The following is a 15,439-nucleotide window of genomic DNA, read 5'->3' as shown; positions in this document are numbered from 1 at the left end:
GAAGGAAGAACACACACCATGGCCCCTCGGCTCAGTGTCATCGTCCCCATCTACAACGTGGAGCACTATCTCCCGGCCTGTCTCGACTCGTTGGCCGCACAGACGCTCCGCGAGATCGAAATCCTGATGGTGGACGACGGGTCTCCGGACGGTTCCGCGGCCATAGCCGCGGAGTACGCCGACCGCGACTCCCGGTTCACCCTCATACGGAAGGAGAACGGCGGTCTCGGCGCGGCCCGCAACACGGGCATCGCGCACATGTCGCCCGACGCGGAGTTCCTGACGTTCGTCGACAGCGACGACGTCATTCCCTCGGACGCCTACCGGCTGATGATCGCGAGCCTCGACGAGAGCGGCTCCGACTTCGCCACCGGGAACGTCTTCCATCTCCGGGGCGAGAAGTCCTGGCAGGTCCCGCTGCTCAAGATGCTGGCGGGCGAGGCGCGCCAGCGGACGCACATCTCGGAGAACCCGAAGCTCGTCGCCGACCGCATCGCCTGCAACAAGGTGTTCCGGCGCACCTTCTGGGAGAAGCACGGGTTCGCGTTCCCCGAGGGCATCCTGCACGAGGACATCCCCGTCGTCCTGCCCGCCCACTACCAGGCGGAAGCGGTCGACATCATCGGTGAGCCGACGTACTTCTGGCGGCTGCGCGAGGGCGAGTCGGCGCCGTCGATCACGCAGCGGCGCCGGGAGCCCCAGGCGATCCGGGACCGGGTCACCGCGGTGAGCCTGGTCAGCGACTTCCTGACGCAGCACCCGAGTCCCGAGTTCGCCGAGTACAAGCGGCAGTACGACGACCGCGTGCTCCGGGACGACCTCCGGCTGTTCCTGCGGGTCCTTCCCGACGCCACCGCGGAGTTCCACGAGGCGTTCCTGGAGGCCACCAACCGCTACCTGGACACGATCGACCCGCAGATCGTCATGGCGCTGCCCGCGGACCTGCGCGTGCAGTGGCTGCTCGTGCGCAAGCACGCCATGCCCGAGCTGATCGCCCTGCTGGCCTCGCAGCGCCGCAAGGACCCCGTCGAGGTCTCCGGCGGCTTCCGGAAGTACGCGAGCTTCGCCCCTCTGGAGTCGAGCGCCGTCGAGCTGCCGAAGGCCGCCCTGCGCATCGACCGGGACCTGGACCTGCGCGCCCCCCTGCGCTCGGTCGAGTGGCGGGACGGCAAGCTCGTGCTCTCCGGCGACGCCTGGATCGACAAGATCGACATGTCGTCGAAGCGCAGCAGCATCAAGGTCCTCCAGTTCAAGCGGGACCAGTCGCGGCGCCGGCTGTTTCTGCCGGCCAGGAACACCCACCGTCCCGAGGCCACCACCGGCTCCGGCCAGAAGCGCTACAACTACGACTGGGCCGGGTGGGAGCTCGAACTCGACCCCGCGAAGCTCCGCAAGGGCGGCACCTGGCAGGAGGGGCTCTGGCACGTCGGCATCAACGTCTACTCCTCGGGCCTGGTGCGGCGCAGCGGTGTGTGGGCGCGCGGCGGTTCGGCGGCCAACTTCCCGCCCTACCAGTGGCTCGACAAGGACTTCCGGCTGCTCCCCAGCGTCGAGCGCAGCGCGCTGAAGCTCCGCATCGAGCGGGTCCGCGCTCTCATCACCGACCGCCGTCTCGACGGCGACCGGCTGGAGATCGTCGGTGAGCTGCGGGTCCCGTTGCAGCAGGGCGAGACGCTCGTCCTGCGGCTGAAGAACCCCAAGAGCGGTGAGATCAAGCGGTTCCCGGCGACCGTGGGCCGGACCGGCGACACGGTCACGTTCAGGGCGCACGTACCCCTCACCGAGGTGGCCCTGCTCGCGACCGACGCGACGGACGAGACGACCCAGCCCGGACGGCGGCTGTGGAGCACGGCGCTGATCGCCACCGCTCCCGACGGCACCGAGCGCGAGTTCAGCAGCGTCGTCCGGGAGAACCTGGCGGACCTCCGCTTCGACCTGCCGGAGAGCTTCGGCGCCGCGGGCGCCCATCAGGAACTCGCGCTGGTCTCGGGCAACAACGGCTATCTGAAGATCATCGGCCGCTCTCGGCGTGCCGTGATCACCGCCGTCGCCGAGCGCGGCGGCCAGATCGTCGTCACCGGCCGTACGAGTCCCAAGCTCGTCGGCGCCGCCCTGCTCCTCAAGGCCCGCAGCCGCTTCGACGAGCGGACGACGACGGTCGAATGGTCCCAGGACGGGACCTTCACCGCCTCCTTCGACCCGTCCGTCATGGGCGGTTCGGGCCAGGTCCCGCTCAAGGCGGGGCGGTGGAACCTGTTCCTGCGGTCCGAGGACGAGAACATCCCGGACGTCGCCTTCGTCATCGACCGGCTGGCCGTGGCGCAGTTCCCGCTCCACACCGAACTGGGCGGCCGGCGCTACTGGTTCGAGCACCGCTGGGGCGACTTCCCCCAGCTCAACTGCCGTTCCGAGCTGAGCGACATGGAGCTCGGTCCGTACCGGCAGTTCCAGCTGCGCCGCGAGGTGTACGAGCCCGGCCGTGAGAAGCCGCTTCTCGACCAGGTCTTCTACCTGAGCTACAACGGCAAGCAGTACTCGGACAGCCCCCGGGCCATCCACGAGGAGCTGCTGCGCCGCGGCGACGACCTCAAGCACCTGTGGGCCGTCCGGGACGGCCAGGTCGTCCTGCCGCCGACCGCGGAGAAGGTCCGCATGTGGGGACGCGAGTGGTTCGAGGCCCTGTCCCGGTCGCGCTACATCGTCACCAACGGGCACCTGCCCGAGTGGGTCGTGCGCCGTCCCGGCCAGGTGATCGTGCAGACCTGGCACGGCACGATGCTGAAGAAGATCGGCCACGACATCGAGACGCTGCACTTCGACCGCGAGTACCAGAACCGCCTGGCGCTGGAGGCGAACAACTGGAGCCTGCTCGTCTCGTCCAACCGGTTCAGCACCCCCATCCTGAAGCGGGCCTTCTCCTACGACGGGGAGATCCTGGAAGCCGGCTACCCGCGCAACGACTACCTCTACTCCCCCAGCCGGGAGACGATCGTCGAGCAGGTCAAGGCGAAGCTCGGCCTGCCCGCCGGCAAGAAGGTCGTCCTGTACGCACCGACCTGGCGCGACGACCAGTCGCACAGCGCCGGCCAGTACCGGTTCGATCTGCGGCTGGACCTGGAGGACGCCCGCCGTCGGCTCGGGGAGGACCACGTCCTGCTGATCCGCCGCCACTCCAACGTGGTCGACGCCGTGCCGGGGGCCGGGAACGGCTTCGTCTGGGACGTCTCCGAGTACCCGGACATCGCCGATCTGTACCTCGCGTCCGACATCATGATCACCGACTACTCGTCCGTGATGTTCGACTACGCGCACCTCAAGCGGCCGATGCTCTTCTTCACGTACGACCTGGAGCACTACCGCGACACGCTGCGCGGGTTCTACTTCGACTTCGAGAAGGACTCGCCCGGCCCCCTGGTCCGCACCTCGGCCGAACTGATCGACTCGATCCGGGACATCGACAGCGTCTGGCCCCGGTTCAGCGAGCGCTTCGACCGTTTCCACCACCTGTTCTGCGACCTGGACGACGGCGCGGCCTCGCAGCGCGTCATCGACCGCATGCTGGAGCAGGCGAAGGAGCCCGAGGCCGGCAAGTAGCACCACCGCACAGGGGCGGGCCCCGGAGGATCTCCTCCGGGGCCCGCCCCTGTGGCGTACGTCCCGCCCTACGCGCGCACGTCCACCGTCTTGAAGGCCAGCTGCGAACGCGCCGTGAAATACGGCCGGATCTCGATCCCGGAGACCGGGCGCTCCTCGGGCGCCGCCTTGCGGTTCAGCCTGCGGCTCACCTTGTCCAGCAGGCTGGGCTTCGGCACCGGTACCGGGATCACCGGCCGGGGGAAGGTGAACACCCCGATCGGTTCCAGGACGTCGGTGGCCAGCTTGCCCAGCTCGACGCGTTCGGCGCCCTCGGCCGGCCGCAGCCACATGTCCCAGATCAGCTCCGGGCCCTCGTGCTCGGCCACCAGCCGGCCGAAGTCCACCCGGGCCGTGATGCGCGTGCCCTCCACGGCCACGACCGGGAAGGTCAGCACCTGCTCCTTGTTCCTGCGGTTCACGGCCTCCAGCGCGGCGGACCGGCCGAGCTCCACGCCCCAGCAGCCGGCATCCACCTCGGCGGACTCGGTGGTGACCATCAGGGAGTCGACCTCGACGTGCGCCTCCCGCACCACGCTCCGGATCCGCAGCCGGTCCATCTCCCCCCGGTGCGGCAGCAGCAGCTCCAGCGCCGGCACGCCGCCCTCGCGGGGCAGCGGGACGTTGAGCAGGTCGCGTACGTCGCAGCCGTAGCCGTCGACGGTGAGGGGGACCTCGTTGCCGTCCTGGGCGCGGACGGACAGCTCCCAGGTGCCCTCGGGGAGGCCGCCGTGCCAGGGCACCACGGCGGAGCCGTCGGGCTCGATGGCGAAGCGTTCCTCGACGGGGTTGCGGCCGGTGCGGCGGCAGACGATCTCGGCGCCGTGGCCCTCGGGGGGCAGGGTGCCGACGTCGATGTGGACCGAACCCATGGCGTCCACCTGGGCGGTGGCGGTGGTGGGCAGCGCGCGACGGGCGGCAGCGTCGTGCAGGATCGCCTCGAACCGGGCGCAGCTGGCGGGTTCGTGGAAGCGCACGGCGTTGCGCACGGCGGCCGCGCCCATGCGCTTGCGGCGCTCGTCGTCCTCGACCAGTTCGAGGATGGCCTCGGCCATGGCGGCGGTGTCGCCGCGCGGGACGATGAGCCCGTCCTCGCCGTGGGTGATGATGTTGCGGGGGCCGTGGTCGGCGTCGGTGCTGACGACGGGGAGACCGGCCGCCATCGCCTCGACGATCACATTGCCGAATGCCTCGCGCTTGGACGGCAGCACGAAGATCGAGCCCTTGCTGAACTCGGGCGAGACCGGCGCGGCGGGTCCCATCAGGGTCACGGTGTTGTGCAGGCCGAGGGTCTCGATCTGCTTGCGCAGATTGGCCTTCTCGGTGCCGCCGCCGTAGATCCGCAGCCGCCAGTCGGGGCGCTTGGCCACGACCGTGGCGAAGGCGTCGATGACGGCGGCGAAGTTCTTGTTCTCCTTGAGCAGACCGGCCGCGATGACGACCTTGTTGGTGCTCTTGGACTGGACGGGGGCGGCGGGCACGCAGTTGGGCATGACGGCCAGGCGGTTGCGCACGCCCGGCACCAGGTTGCCGATGCTCACAACCTCTTCGGGGGTGAGCGCGGTGAGCGCGTCCAGCGAGTGGTACGCCTTGAAGAGCCGGCCCTGGTAGTACTTCGCGTAGATCGAGGGCATGGAGTGCTCCTGCGTGACCCGCAGGTAGTTCCCCTCGGCGTACGAGAGCATGATCGTGTTGCGGGGGCTGGAGCTGACCACGACGTCCGCGTCGGTGGTGGCGAGGAATTCGAGCAGCCGCAGCTCGGCCAGCCGGCTGACCACGGGCTTCTTCTCGGCCGGATCGACCGGGTACACCTTGGGGAAGACCTCGATCAGCGGGTCGTCCAGGTCCGAGGTCGGCGAGTGCTTGCGCAGATCGGTCAGGACCCGCACCGAGACCCTCGGGTCGAGCGGGAAGTACGACTCGTCCCGCACCTTGCGAAGGGCGACGATCTCCACCTCGTGCCGGGCGGCGAGCGCACCCGCGAGGTTCTGCGTCGCGCTCACCACTCCGCCCATGTGGCAGAGGTCGCGCACCAGAAATGAAATCTTCACTTGCGTCTTTCGGCTGGGCCGCGTCGCGCGGCAGTCCCAGGGCAGCCTCGCGCGGCGGTCACCACGCTCCCCCTACCCCCTCGGCTGGTGCGAGGGCAGGCCCCCGCACCAGGAAGACGGACAGGAAGGTCACAGGGTTGTGCAGGGGGTGAAAGTTTATCGAATCTTTGACCATAGCGTACCGGGCAGTGGGATGACGTACGAAACCCCATCACATCACCGTACGCCCGTTCGGCAAAAGGGGTGTGTCCCCCGTACCGGACCGGCCGGCGCGAGGGACACACCCCTGAGGGAACCTCGTTACGCGAACGGATCGAAGTCCTGGAACTCCTGGCCGGCCTCGTCGCGCTCCGCCTCGCGATCGCGGCGCCGCTGGGCGGCCGGGCGCGGCTCCTCCAAGCGGTGGTCCTCGCCGCGGCGGCCGAGCATCTCCGCGCCGGCCGTGACGGTCGGCTCCCAGTCGAAGACGACCGCGTTGTCCTCGGCGCCGATGGCCACGCCGTCACCGGCGCGGGCACCCGCCTTGCGCAGCTCGTCCTCGACCCCGAGCCGGTTGAGCCGGTCCGCGAGATAGCCGACGGCCTCGTCGTTGTTGAAGTCGGTCTGGCGCACCCAGCGCTCCGGCTTCTCGCCGCGCACCCGGTAGATGCCGTCGTCCTCCAGCGTGACGGTGAAGCCGGTGTCGTCCACGGCCTTGGGCCGGATGACGATACGGGTCGCCTCCTCAACGGGCTTGGCCGCCCGCGCCTCGGCGATGATGCCGGCCAGCGCGTAGGACAGCTCCTTGAGACCGGTGCGGGCCACCGCCGACACCTCGAAGACGCGGTAGCCGCGGGCCTCCAGGTCGGGGCGGATCATGTCCGCGAGGTCCTGGCCGTCCGGGATGTCGATCTTGTTGAGGACGACGACGCGGGGCCGGTCCTCCAGCCCGCCGTACAGCTTCAGCTCCTCCTCGATCATGTCGAGGTCGGAGACCGGGTCGCGGTCGGACTCCAGCGTCGCGGTGTCCAGGACGTGCACGAGCACCGAGCAGCGCTCGACGTGGCGCAGGAACTCCAGGCCGAGGCCCTTGCCCTGGCTGGCGCCGGGGATCAGTCCCGGGACGTCCGCGATGGTGTAGACGGTGGAGCCCGCGGTGACCACGCCCAGGTTGGGGACCAGGGTGGTGAACGGGTAGTCGGCGATCTTCGGCTTGGCGGCCGACAGGACCGAGATCAGCGAGGACTTGCCCGCGCTCGGATAGCCCACCAGCGCGACGTCGGCGACGGTCTTCAGCTCCAGGACGATGTCCCGGGCCTCGCCGGGCTCGCCCAGCAGCGCGAAGCCGGGGGCCTTGCGCCGGGCGGAGGCCAGTGCCGCGTTGCCGAGTCCGCCCCGGCCGCCCTGGCCCGCGACGAAGGCGGTGCCCTGGCCGACCAGGTCGGCCAGCACGTTGCCGGCCCGGTCCAGGACGACGGTGCCGTCCGGCACGGGCAGGACCAGGTCCTGGCCCTCCTTGCCGGTGCGGTTGTCGCCCGCGCCGGGCTGGCCGTTGGTGGCCTTGCGGTGGGGGTGGTGGTGGTAGTCGAGCAGCGTGGTGACGTCCTGGTCGACGACCAGGGTCACATCGCCGCCGCGGCCGCCGTTGCCGCCGTCCGGGCCGCCCAGCGGCTTGAACTTCTCACGGTGGACGGAGGCACAGCCGTGGCCTCCGTTACCCGCGGCGACATGCAGTTCGACGCGGTCCACGAAGGTGGTCATGGGTGGAACCTCCAGTTGCTCCGTACAGAAAAGTCTCGCGCGTGCGCCCCCGGAGGGGCAACACGCGAAAGGCGGACCCACTTCCCGTCAAGGAAGTGAGGTCCGCCTCCACGTCATCACGCTCGACGAGCGCCGGGGATTCAGCCGGCGATCGGAACGATGTTCACCACGTTACGGCCACGGTGGGTGCCGAACTGGACCGCACCGGCGGCCAGCGCGAACAGCGTGTCGTCGCCGCCACGGCCGACGCCCGTGCCCGGGTGGAAGTGGGTGCCGCGCTGGCGGACCAGGATCTCACCGGCGTTGACGGCCTGACCGCCGAAGCGCTTCACGCCGAGCCGCTGAGCGTTGGAGTCGCGCCCGTTCCGGGTGGACGATGCGCCCTTCTTGTGTGCCATGTGTTCTCAGTCCCTTACTTCGCAGCCGCGGGGATACCGGTGACCTTGATCGCCGTGTACTGCTGGCGGTGACCCTGGCGACGGCGGTAGCCGGTCTTGTTCTTGTAGCGAAGGATGTCGATCTTCGCGCCCTTGTGGTGGTCCACGACCTCGGCCTGGACCTTGATGCCGTCCAGCACCCACGGGTCGCTGGTCACGGCGTCGCCGTCGACAACGAGCAGGGTAGAGAGCTCTACCGTGTCGCCCACCTTGGCAGTGGAAATCTTGTCAACCTCAACGATGTCGCCGACAGCAACCTTGTGCTGGCGACCACCGCTGCGCACGATGGCGTACACGCGGATCTCACTCTCACTCGAAGCGGAAACCCCTGATGCCAGCCGCCCACACGGGCCGGGGCCCGCGATGATCCGGATCGGACGAGCGGCCTCTCCCGTACGAGCGGGAGGTCAGTGCTCAGAGGTGTGGCGAACAAACGCCGAGGGTCAAGGTTACGGGGCCCGGACAGCCCGGTCAAACCGGGCCCCGGCTCAGGCCCCGGCAGCCTCGGTGTACGCGGCGTAGGCGTCCCGGATCCGGTCCCGGGACAGGCTCAGGTGCTCCAGGATCGTGTAGCGGCCCGGCCGGGTGCGGGGGGCGAACTCGACGACGGAGACGAACTCCTCTGCCGTGAACCCGATCTCCTCCGCGGTCACCGGCAGACCGTGCCGCCGCAGCGCCCCGGCCATCCGCGCCGACTCCGCGTACGCGCCCCGCAGATGCATCGCGAACGCCGCGCCCAGACCGCACTGCTCCCCGTGGCTGGCCGCGCGCTTGGGGAAGAGCAGGTCGAAGGCGTGGTTGATCTCGTGACAGGCGCCGGAGGCGGGACGGCTGTCCCCCGCCACCGACATCGAGATGCCGGTGAGCACCAGCCCCTCGGCCAGCACCTGGAGGAAACCGTCGTCGCCGAGGGACCCGGGGTGGCGCAGCACGGCCTCGCCGGCCTGCCGGGCCATCGCCGCCGAGAGTCCGTCGATGTCCTCGCCGTTGACCCGGTGGGCCAGCTCCCAGTCCGCCACGGCCGAGATGTTCGAGAGCGCGTCGCCGATCCCGGACCGCACGAAGCGGACCGGGGCCTCGCGGATGACGTCCAGGTCGATGACGACGGCGATCGGGTTGGGGACGCCGTACGAGCCCCGGCCCGCGTCGTTGTCCAGGGTCGCCACCGGGGAGCAGAGGCCGTCGTGCGACAGGTTCGTCGCGACGGCCACCAGCGGCAGGCCGATGCGTGCCGCGGCGAACTTGGCGCAGTCGATGATCTTGCCGCCGCCGAGCCCGACGACGGCGTCGTACCGGCCGGACTTCATGGCCTCGGCGAGGCGGACGGCGTCGTCGAGCGTGCCGCCGCCCACCTCGAACCACGAAGCACCCGGCAGGCTGTCCGAGAGCCGCTCGCGCAGCGCCCGGCCGGAACCCCCGCTGATCGCCACCGCCAGCTTGCCGGAGCCGGAGATCCGCTGATCGGCGAGGACCGTCGCCAGATCCGCCAGAGCGCCGGCCCGGATGTCGACGACGACCGGCGCGGGTATCAGCCGGGTCAGTACTGGCACGCGATCTTCCTGCCCTTGGCGAGGTCGTCGTGGTTGTCGATCTCGACCCACTTGACGTCGCCGATCGGTTCCACGTCGACCTTGAAGCCGCGGTTGACGAGCTCCTGGTAGCCGTCCTCGTAGTAGAGGTCGGGGTCGCGCTCGAAGGTGGTCCTCAGCGCGTCGGCCAGCTCCTCGGCCGCCTCGCCCTCGATGAGGGTGACGCCGATGTACTCGCCGGTGGCCTCGGCCGGGTCCATGAGCTTGGTGATCCGCCGAACGCCCTTGCCGTCCTCGACGACGACCTTCATCTCCTCGTCCGCGAGGGTCTTCACCGTGTCGAGGGCGAGGATGATCTTCTTGCCCTCGCCGCGGGCGGCGAGCAGCGTCTTCTCGACGGAGACCGGGTGCACGGTGTCGCCGTTGGCGAGGATGACACCGTCCTTGAGGGCGTCGCGGCCGCACCACAGGGAGTAGGCGTTGTTCCACTCCTCGGCCTTGTCGTTGTCGATCAGCGTGATGCTGACGCCGTACTTCGCCTCCAGGGCGGCCTTGCGCTCGTACAGGGCCTCCTTGCGGTAGCCCACGATGATCGCGACGTCGGTCAGGCCGACCTCGGCGAAGTTGCCGAGCGTCAGGTCGACGACGGTCAGGCTCTCCTCGTCGCCCTCGGGGCCGACCGGCACGAGGGCCTTGGGCAGGGTGTCGGTGTAGGGGCGCAGACGGCGGCCTGCGCCGGCCGCCAGGATCATGCCGATCATGGGGTGTCTCCTCGGTCTCGGTACGGGATGTCTCGGATGGGGTGCGGACGCCGGGCGGCGGCGCTCAGAGCTCGGTGGACACGAAGCCGCGCAGCCAGTCGCGGAAGTCGGGGCCCAGGTCCTCGCGTTCGCAGGCGAGCCGGACGATGGCGCGCAGATAGTCGCCCCGGTCGCCGGTGTCGTAGCGGCGGCCCCGGAAGACGACGCCGTGCACCGGGCCGCCGAGCTTCTCGTCCATGGCCAGCTGCTGGAGCGCGTCGGTGAGCTGGATCTCACCGCCCCGGCCCGGTTCGGTGTCGCGCAGCACCGCGAAGACGGCGGGGTCGAGGACATAGCGGCCGATGACGGCCAGATTGCTGGGGGCGTCCCCGCGCTCCGGCTTCTCGACCAGTCCGGTCACCCGGACGACGTCGTCCTCCGCCGTGGTCTCCACCGCCGCGCAGCCGTACAGGTGGATCTGCTCGGGGGCGACCTCCATCAGCGCGACGACGCTGCCGCCCTCGCGCTCCTGGATCTCGGTCATCCGGGCGAGCAGCGGGTCGCGCGGGTCGATCAGGTCGTCGCCGAGCAGGACGGCGAAGGGTTCGGCACCGACATGGGGCTCCGCGCACAGCACCGCGTGGCCGAGGCCCTTGGGGTCTCCCTGCCGGACGTAGTGCATGGTCGCCAGGTCGCTGGACTCCTGGACCCGGACCAGCCGCTCGGCGTCGCCCTTGCGGGTGAGCGCCGACTCCAGCTCGTAGTTCCGGTCGAAGTGGTCCTCCAGGGCCCGCTTGTTGCGCCCGGTGATCATCAGGACGTCGTTCAGCCCCGCGGCGGCGGCCTCCTCGACGACGTACTGGATCGCCGGCTTGTCGACGACCGGCAGCATCTCCTTGGGAGTCGCCTTGGTCGCCGGCAGGAACCGGGTACCGAGCCCGGCGGCGGGTATGACGGCCTTCTGGATCTTGTGCATGTACGGGGACTTCCGTGTCGGGTACGGGGGCGGCCCGGCGCCGGAACGCAGCCGGCCGGCCCCGTGGCGGGACCGGCCCGACTGCGTCGCGCGCGGTGCCGGGGCCCGTACGGGGGCCGGTCGCCGTGGCGCCGGCCCCCGTACGGGCCCCAGGTGGGTCAGACCTCGTCGGCCGGAGCGGTGACGGGCGCCGGGGCGGACTGCTCGGCCGCCACCGTCTTCTTCGCCGCCGCCTTCTTGGCCGTCGTCTTCTTGGCCGCGGTCTTCTTCGCCGCGGTCTTCTTGACGGCGGCCTTCTTGGCCGTGGCCTTCTTCGCCGTCTTGCGGGCCGTCTTCTTGGCGGGGGCCGGCTCGGCCTCCTCCTCGGGGGCGGTCTCCGGCTCGGTCGCCGTGACCACGACGATCTCGGCCTCCTCGGCACCGGCGGGCGGACCCGCGGGCGCGCTGACCTTGCGGGTCACCCGGCGACGGGCGCGCGGCGGGGCCGGCTCCTCGACGAGCGCCTCCACGGGCGCCTCGACGACCGGGTCCTCGGCGGCGACCGGGTCCGCGACGGGCGCCGGCTCCTCGGCGGCCGGTGCGGCCTCGGCCGGCTCGGCGGCGGCGGGGGCGCCCGCCGGAGCGGTCGCCTTCCGGGTCGCCCGGCGGCGCGTACGGCCCTGCGGCGCCTCGGCGGCGGGGGCCTCGGCCTCCGCGACCGGGGCGGCCGGCGCCTCGGTGGGCTCCGGCTCCGCGACCGGCTCGGCCTCGGGGGCCGGGGTGGACGCCGCCTTCGGGGCACCGGCGGGCGCCGTGGCCTTGCGGGTCGCCCGACGGCGGCCACGGCCGCGCGCGGCGGCGGCCTCGGCCTCGGCCGGGCTGCTGTACAGCTCCTCGTCCGGGACGAACTCCGGCTCGGGAAGCGCCACCGGGGCGGCGACCTCGGCGGCCACCTCGGCCTCGGTCTCCGTCTCGGGCTCGGCGACGTGCTCGTGGTCGTGGTCGTGCTCGTGGCCCGAACCGCCGCGGCGCTTCTTGGACCGCTTGCCGCCACCGCCGCCCCCGGAGGTGCCGGGCTGCTCCATGTGGACGATCACGCCGCGCCCGTTGCAGTGGACACAGGTCTCGGAGAAGGACTCCAGCAGGCCCTGGCCGACCCGCTTGCGGGTCATCTGGACCAGGCCCAGCGAGGTGACCTCCGCGACCTGGTGCTTCGTACGGTCGCGTCCCAGGCACTCCAGCAGGCGCCGCAGCACCAGGTCCCGGTTGGACTCCAGCACCATGTCGATGAAGTCGACGACCACGATGCCGCCGAGGTCGCGCAGCCGCAGCTGGCGCACGATCTCCTCGGCCGCCTCCAGGTTGTTCTTGGTGACCGTCTCCTCCAGGTTGCCGCCCTGGCCGGTGAACTTGCCGGTGTTGACGTCGACGACGACCATCGCCTCGGTCTTGTCGATCACCAGCGAGCCGCCGCTCGGCAGGTAGACCTTGCGGTCCAGCGCCTTCATCAGCTGCTCGTCGATCCGGTAGGTCGCGAAGACGTCGACCTCGGAGGTCCACCGCGACAGGCGGTCCGTCAGGTCGGGCGCCACCTGCGAGACGTATCCGTAGATCGTCTCCCACGCGTCGTCGCCGCTGACGATGACCTTGGAGAAGTCCTCGTTGAAGATGTCGCGGACGACCCGGACGGTCATGTCCGGCTCGCCGTAGAGCAGGGTCGGCGCGTTGGAGCTGCCGGTGCTCTTCGACTTCTTCTGGATGTCCTCCCACTGCTGCTGGAGCCGCTCGACGTCGCGGCGCAGCTCGTCCTCGCTCGCGCCCTCGGCGGCGGTGCGCACGATGACGCCCGCGTCCTCGGGGACGATCTTCTTGAGGATGGTCTTGAGCCGGGCGCGCTCGGTGTCGGGCAGCTTGCGGCTGATCCCGGTCATCGAGCCCTCGGGCACGTAGACCAGGTAGCGGCCGGGCAGCGAGACCTGGCTGGTCAGGCGGGCGCCCTTGTGGCCGATCGGGTCCTTCGTGACCTGGACGAGGACGGACTGGCCGGACTTGAGCGCGGTCTCGATGCGGCGCGGCCCGTGGGCCATGCCGAGCGCCTCGAAGTTGACCTCGCCCGCGTACAGCACGGCGTTGCGGCCCTTGCCGATGTCGACGAAGGCGGCCTCCATGGACGGCAGCACGTTCTGGACCTTGCCCAGGTAGACGTTGCCGACGTAGCTGGTGGCCTGCTCCTTGTTGACGTAGTGCTCCACGAGCACGTTGTCCTCAAGGACGCCGATCTGGGTGCGCTCGCCGTACTGGCGGACGACCATGACGCGCTCGACGGCCTCGCGGCGGGCCAGGAACTCGGCCTCGGTGATGATCGGGACGCGGCGGCGGCCCTGCTCGCGGCCCTCGCGGCGGCGCTGCTTCTTGGCCTCCATCCGGGTCGAGCCCTTGATGGACTGGACCTCGTCGAAGCCGGTGCCGGGCTCGCGCTCGGCGTCCTTCTTGCGGGGCTCGCGGACCTTGACGACCGTGCGCTCCGGGTCGTCGGCGCCGGAGTCGGTCTCGGGCGCGGCGTCACCGCTGCGACGGCGGCGGCGACGGCGACGCCGGCTGCTGCTGGTGCCCGAGCCGGACGCCTCGTGGTCGTCCTGCTCCTCGTCGCCCTCGTCCTCGGACTCCTCCTGGGCGCGCGCGGACTCGTCCTCGGCGTGGTCGGCGTCCTCCGTGTGCTGCTCGGCGGAGTCCTCCTCGGCGTTCTCGCCACGGCGGCGGCGACGGCCTCCACGGCGGCGGCGGCGCGAGGGACGGTCGCCGTACTCGTCGGCGTCCTCCGCGTCCTGCTCGGTCTCGGCCTCGGCCTCGCTCTCCGGCTCCCGCTCGTCCTCGGCGTGCTCCTCGACGGGGGCCGGGGCCTCCGCCTCGGCGGCCTCGCCACGACGGCGACGGCGACGGCGCGAACCGCTCTGGGCTGCGGGCTCGGCCGCCGCGGCGGGCTGCTCGTCCGCCGTGATCTCGTCCTCGGGCTCCTCGTCGTACGCGGCGGCCGCAGCGGCGGCGGCAGCGGTCTCCGGCGTCTGGAACATCGGCTCGGCGAAGACGGGCGCCTGGAACACGGCGACGGCCGGGCGCGCCGCCCGGCGGCCCCGGCGCGCGGGCTCCTCGGCCTTGGCGGTGAACTCGGGCCGGCCGGCGGGCGAGGTGGCCCGGCGGCGCTGACGGCCGCGCGGGGCGGCCTCCTCGACCTCGGCGCTCTCGGCGGCCAGCTCCTCCACGGCCTCCTCGGGCAGGCTCTCGCCCGGCTGCTCCTCGGCGGCCTCGGTGACCTCGACCGGCTGCGGCGTACCGGCGGGGGCGGTCGCCTTGCGGGTGGCACGGCGGCGGCGCGGGGCCTCGGCCGGGGCGGACTCGACGGGCGCGGCGGCCTCGACGGCCTGCGCCGGCTCCGCTTCCGCTTCCACGACGGCGGTCTCCGCGACGGCCTCGGCCGGCTGCGGAGCACCGGCGGGCGCGGAGGCCCGGCGGCGGGTCCGGGCGCGCGGCGCCTCGGCGGCGGGTGCCTCGACCGGCTCGGCGGCCTCGGCGGGCGCGGCGGTCTCGGCGACAGCGGTCTCCGCGACGGCCTCGGCGGGCTGCGGAGCACCGGCGGGCGCGGTCGCCTTGCGCGTGGCGCGGCGGCGGCGCGGGGCCTCGGCCGGAGCGGGCTCGACGGGCGCGGCGGGTTCCGCCTGCTCGGCCGCCGCCGGCTCCGCGACGGTCTCGGCGGGCTGCGGCGCGCCGGCCGGCGCGGTCGCCTTGCGGGTGGCGCGGCGGCGGCGCGGGGCCTCGGCCGGGGCGGCGGGCTCCTCCTCGGCCAACGGGGCCGGCTCGGCCGGCGCGGCGCTCTCGACGACCTCGGCGCTCTCGGCCGCCTGCGGCGGGCCGGCGGGGGACGTCGCCTTGCGGGTGGCGCGGCGGCGGGTGCGCGCGGGCGGCGCGGCTTCGGCCTCCACGGCGTTCTCGGTGCTGGTCTCCGACACTCCGGCGTCAACGGCCGGTATGGCGGGGGCCTCGGCGGCCGGGGCGCCCGTGGTGGGCGGGCCCGCCGGGCGGGAGGCCGCGCGGCGCCTGCGGCGCGGCGGCAGCTTGTCGCCGGGGGTGGTGTTCTCTTCTGCGTTCCCGGTCGTGCCGGGTTCGGTCGGCTGGGGCATGCGGGCGTTTCTCCCGTCGCGCTCCCGGGCGCCGCGTCTGATTCCGGTCCGGCACGGTCCGCGTGGTCCACGCGGCTCTGCCGTCCGGGGCGCGGGCGCCGCACGGGGGCTGAATGTCTGGCTCGCCGGTTCCGTACGCGTGGTGCGCACGGCCTGGCGAAAGTCTTATGGGTCAGCGC

9 protein-coding genes are annotated in these 15,439 nt (G+C 71.9%); 1 reads left to right on the top strand and 8 read right to left on the bottom strand.

Annotated features, from left to right (window positions below; genetic code table 11):
* Nucleotides 1–18: 18 nt before the first annotated feature.
* On the top strand, nucleotides 19–3,594 hold the full coding sequence (locus tag ACWCXC_RS14275; protein ID WP_450680203.1) for a bifunctional glycosyltransferase/CDP-glycerol:glycerophosphate glycerophosphotransferase: 3,576 nt from the start codon (nucleotides 19–21) through the stop codon (nucleotides 3,592–3,594).
* A gap of 68 nt (nucleotides 3,595–3,662) precedes the next feature.
* On the opposite strand, the gene ACWCXC_RS14270 is transcribed toward ACWCXC_RS14275, so the two are convergent.
* From ACWCXC_RS14270 to ACWCXC_RS14235, 8 genes are all read right to left on the bottom strand, one after another.
* On the bottom strand, nucleotides 3,663–5,684 hold the full coding sequence (locus ACWCXC_RS14270; RefSeq protein WP_450680204.1) for a glycosyltransferase family 4 protein: 2,022 nt from the start codon (nucleotides 5,682–5,684) through the stop codon (nucleotides 3,663–3,665).
* Between the two features lie 300 nt (nucleotides 5,685–5,984).
* Complete coding sequence (gene obgE / locus ACWCXC_RS14265; RefSeq protein WP_450680205.1) at nucleotides 5,985–7,424, bottom strand: GTPase ObgE; 1,440 nt, start codon at nucleotides 7,422–7,424, stop codon at nucleotides 5,985–5,987.
* 140 nt (nucleotides 7,425–7,564) lie between these two features.
* The gene (gene rpmA / locus ACWCXC_RS14260; protein ID WP_018551605.1) at nucleotides 7,565–7,822 is read right to left on the bottom strand and encodes a 50S ribosomal protein L27; all 258 of its coding nucleotides are present in this window, start codon (nucleotides 7,820–7,822) and stop codon (nucleotides 7,565–7,567) included.
* Nucleotides 7,823–7,836: 14 nt separating this feature from the next.
* On the bottom strand, nucleotides 7,837–8,157 hold the full coding sequence (gene rplU, locus ACWCXC_RS14255; protein WP_014045903.1) for a 50S ribosomal protein L21: 321 nt from the start codon (nucleotides 8,155–8,157) through the stop codon (nucleotides 7,837–7,839).
* A 192-nt stretch (nucleotides 8,158–8,349) separates the two neighbouring features.
* On the bottom strand, nucleotides 8,350–9,411 hold the full coding sequence (locus ACWCXC_RS14250) for an iron-containing alcohol dehydrogenase family protein (protein WP_450680206.1): 1,062 nt from the start codon (nucleotides 9,409–9,411) through the stop codon (nucleotides 8,350–8,352).
* On the bottom strand, nucleotides 9,399–10,151 hold the full coding sequence (locus ACWCXC_RS14245; protein WP_450680207.1) for a phosphocholine cytidylyltransferase family protein: 753 nt from the start codon (nucleotides 10,149–10,151) through the stop codon (nucleotides 9,399–9,401). Before ACWCXC_RS14245 ends, ACWCXC_RS14250 begins: the two co-directional genes overlap by 13 nt.
* Nucleotides 10,152–10,215: 64 nt before the next feature.
* Nucleotides 10,216–11,106, bottom strand: coding sequence for a UTP--glucose-1-phosphate uridylyltransferase GalU (gene galU / locus ACWCXC_RS14240; protein WP_450680208.1), 891 nt, complete (start codon nucleotides 11,104–11,106; stop codon nucleotides 10,216–10,218).
* 158 nt (nucleotides 11,107–11,264) lie between these two features.
* On the bottom strand, nucleotides 11,265–15,260 hold the full coding sequence (locus ACWCXC_RS14235) for an Rne/Rng family ribonuclease (protein WP_450888869.1): 3,996 nt from the start codon (nucleotides 15,258–15,260) through the stop codon (nucleotides 11,265–11,267).
* Between the last annotated feature and the right edge of the window lie 179 nt (nucleotides 15,261–15,439).

It is taken from the genome of Streptomyces sp. NPDC001515, from assembly GCF_053597115.1.
The sequence above is the reverse complement of the archived record's forward strand: the minus strand, read 5'-3'. Positions and strand labels throughout refer to the sequence as shown.

Coding starts and splice junctions, on each gene's coding strand:
- ACWCXC_RS14275 (WP_450680203.1), top strand. CDS start 19: ATGGCCCCTCGGCTCAGTGTCATCGTCCCCATCTACAACGTGGAGCAC.
- obgE (WP_450680205.1), bottom strand. CDS start 7,424: ATGACCACCTTCGTGGACCGCGTCGAACTGCATGTCGCCGCGGGTAAC.
- rpmA (WP_018551605.1), bottom strand. CDS start 7,822: ATGGCACACAAGAAGGGCGCATCGTCCACCCGGAACGGGCGCGACTCC.
- ACWCXC_RS14245 (WP_450680207.1), bottom strand. CDS start 10,151: ATGATCGGCATGATCCTGGCGGCCGGCGCAGGCCGCCGTCTGCGCCCC.
- galU (WP_450680208.1), bottom strand. CDS start 11,106: ATGCACAAGATCCAGAAGGCCGTCATACCCGCCGCCGGGCTCGGTACC.
- ACWCXC_RS14235 (WP_450888869.1), bottom strand. CDS start 15,260: ATGCCCCAGCCGACCGAACCCGGCACGACCGGGAACGCAGAAGAGAAC.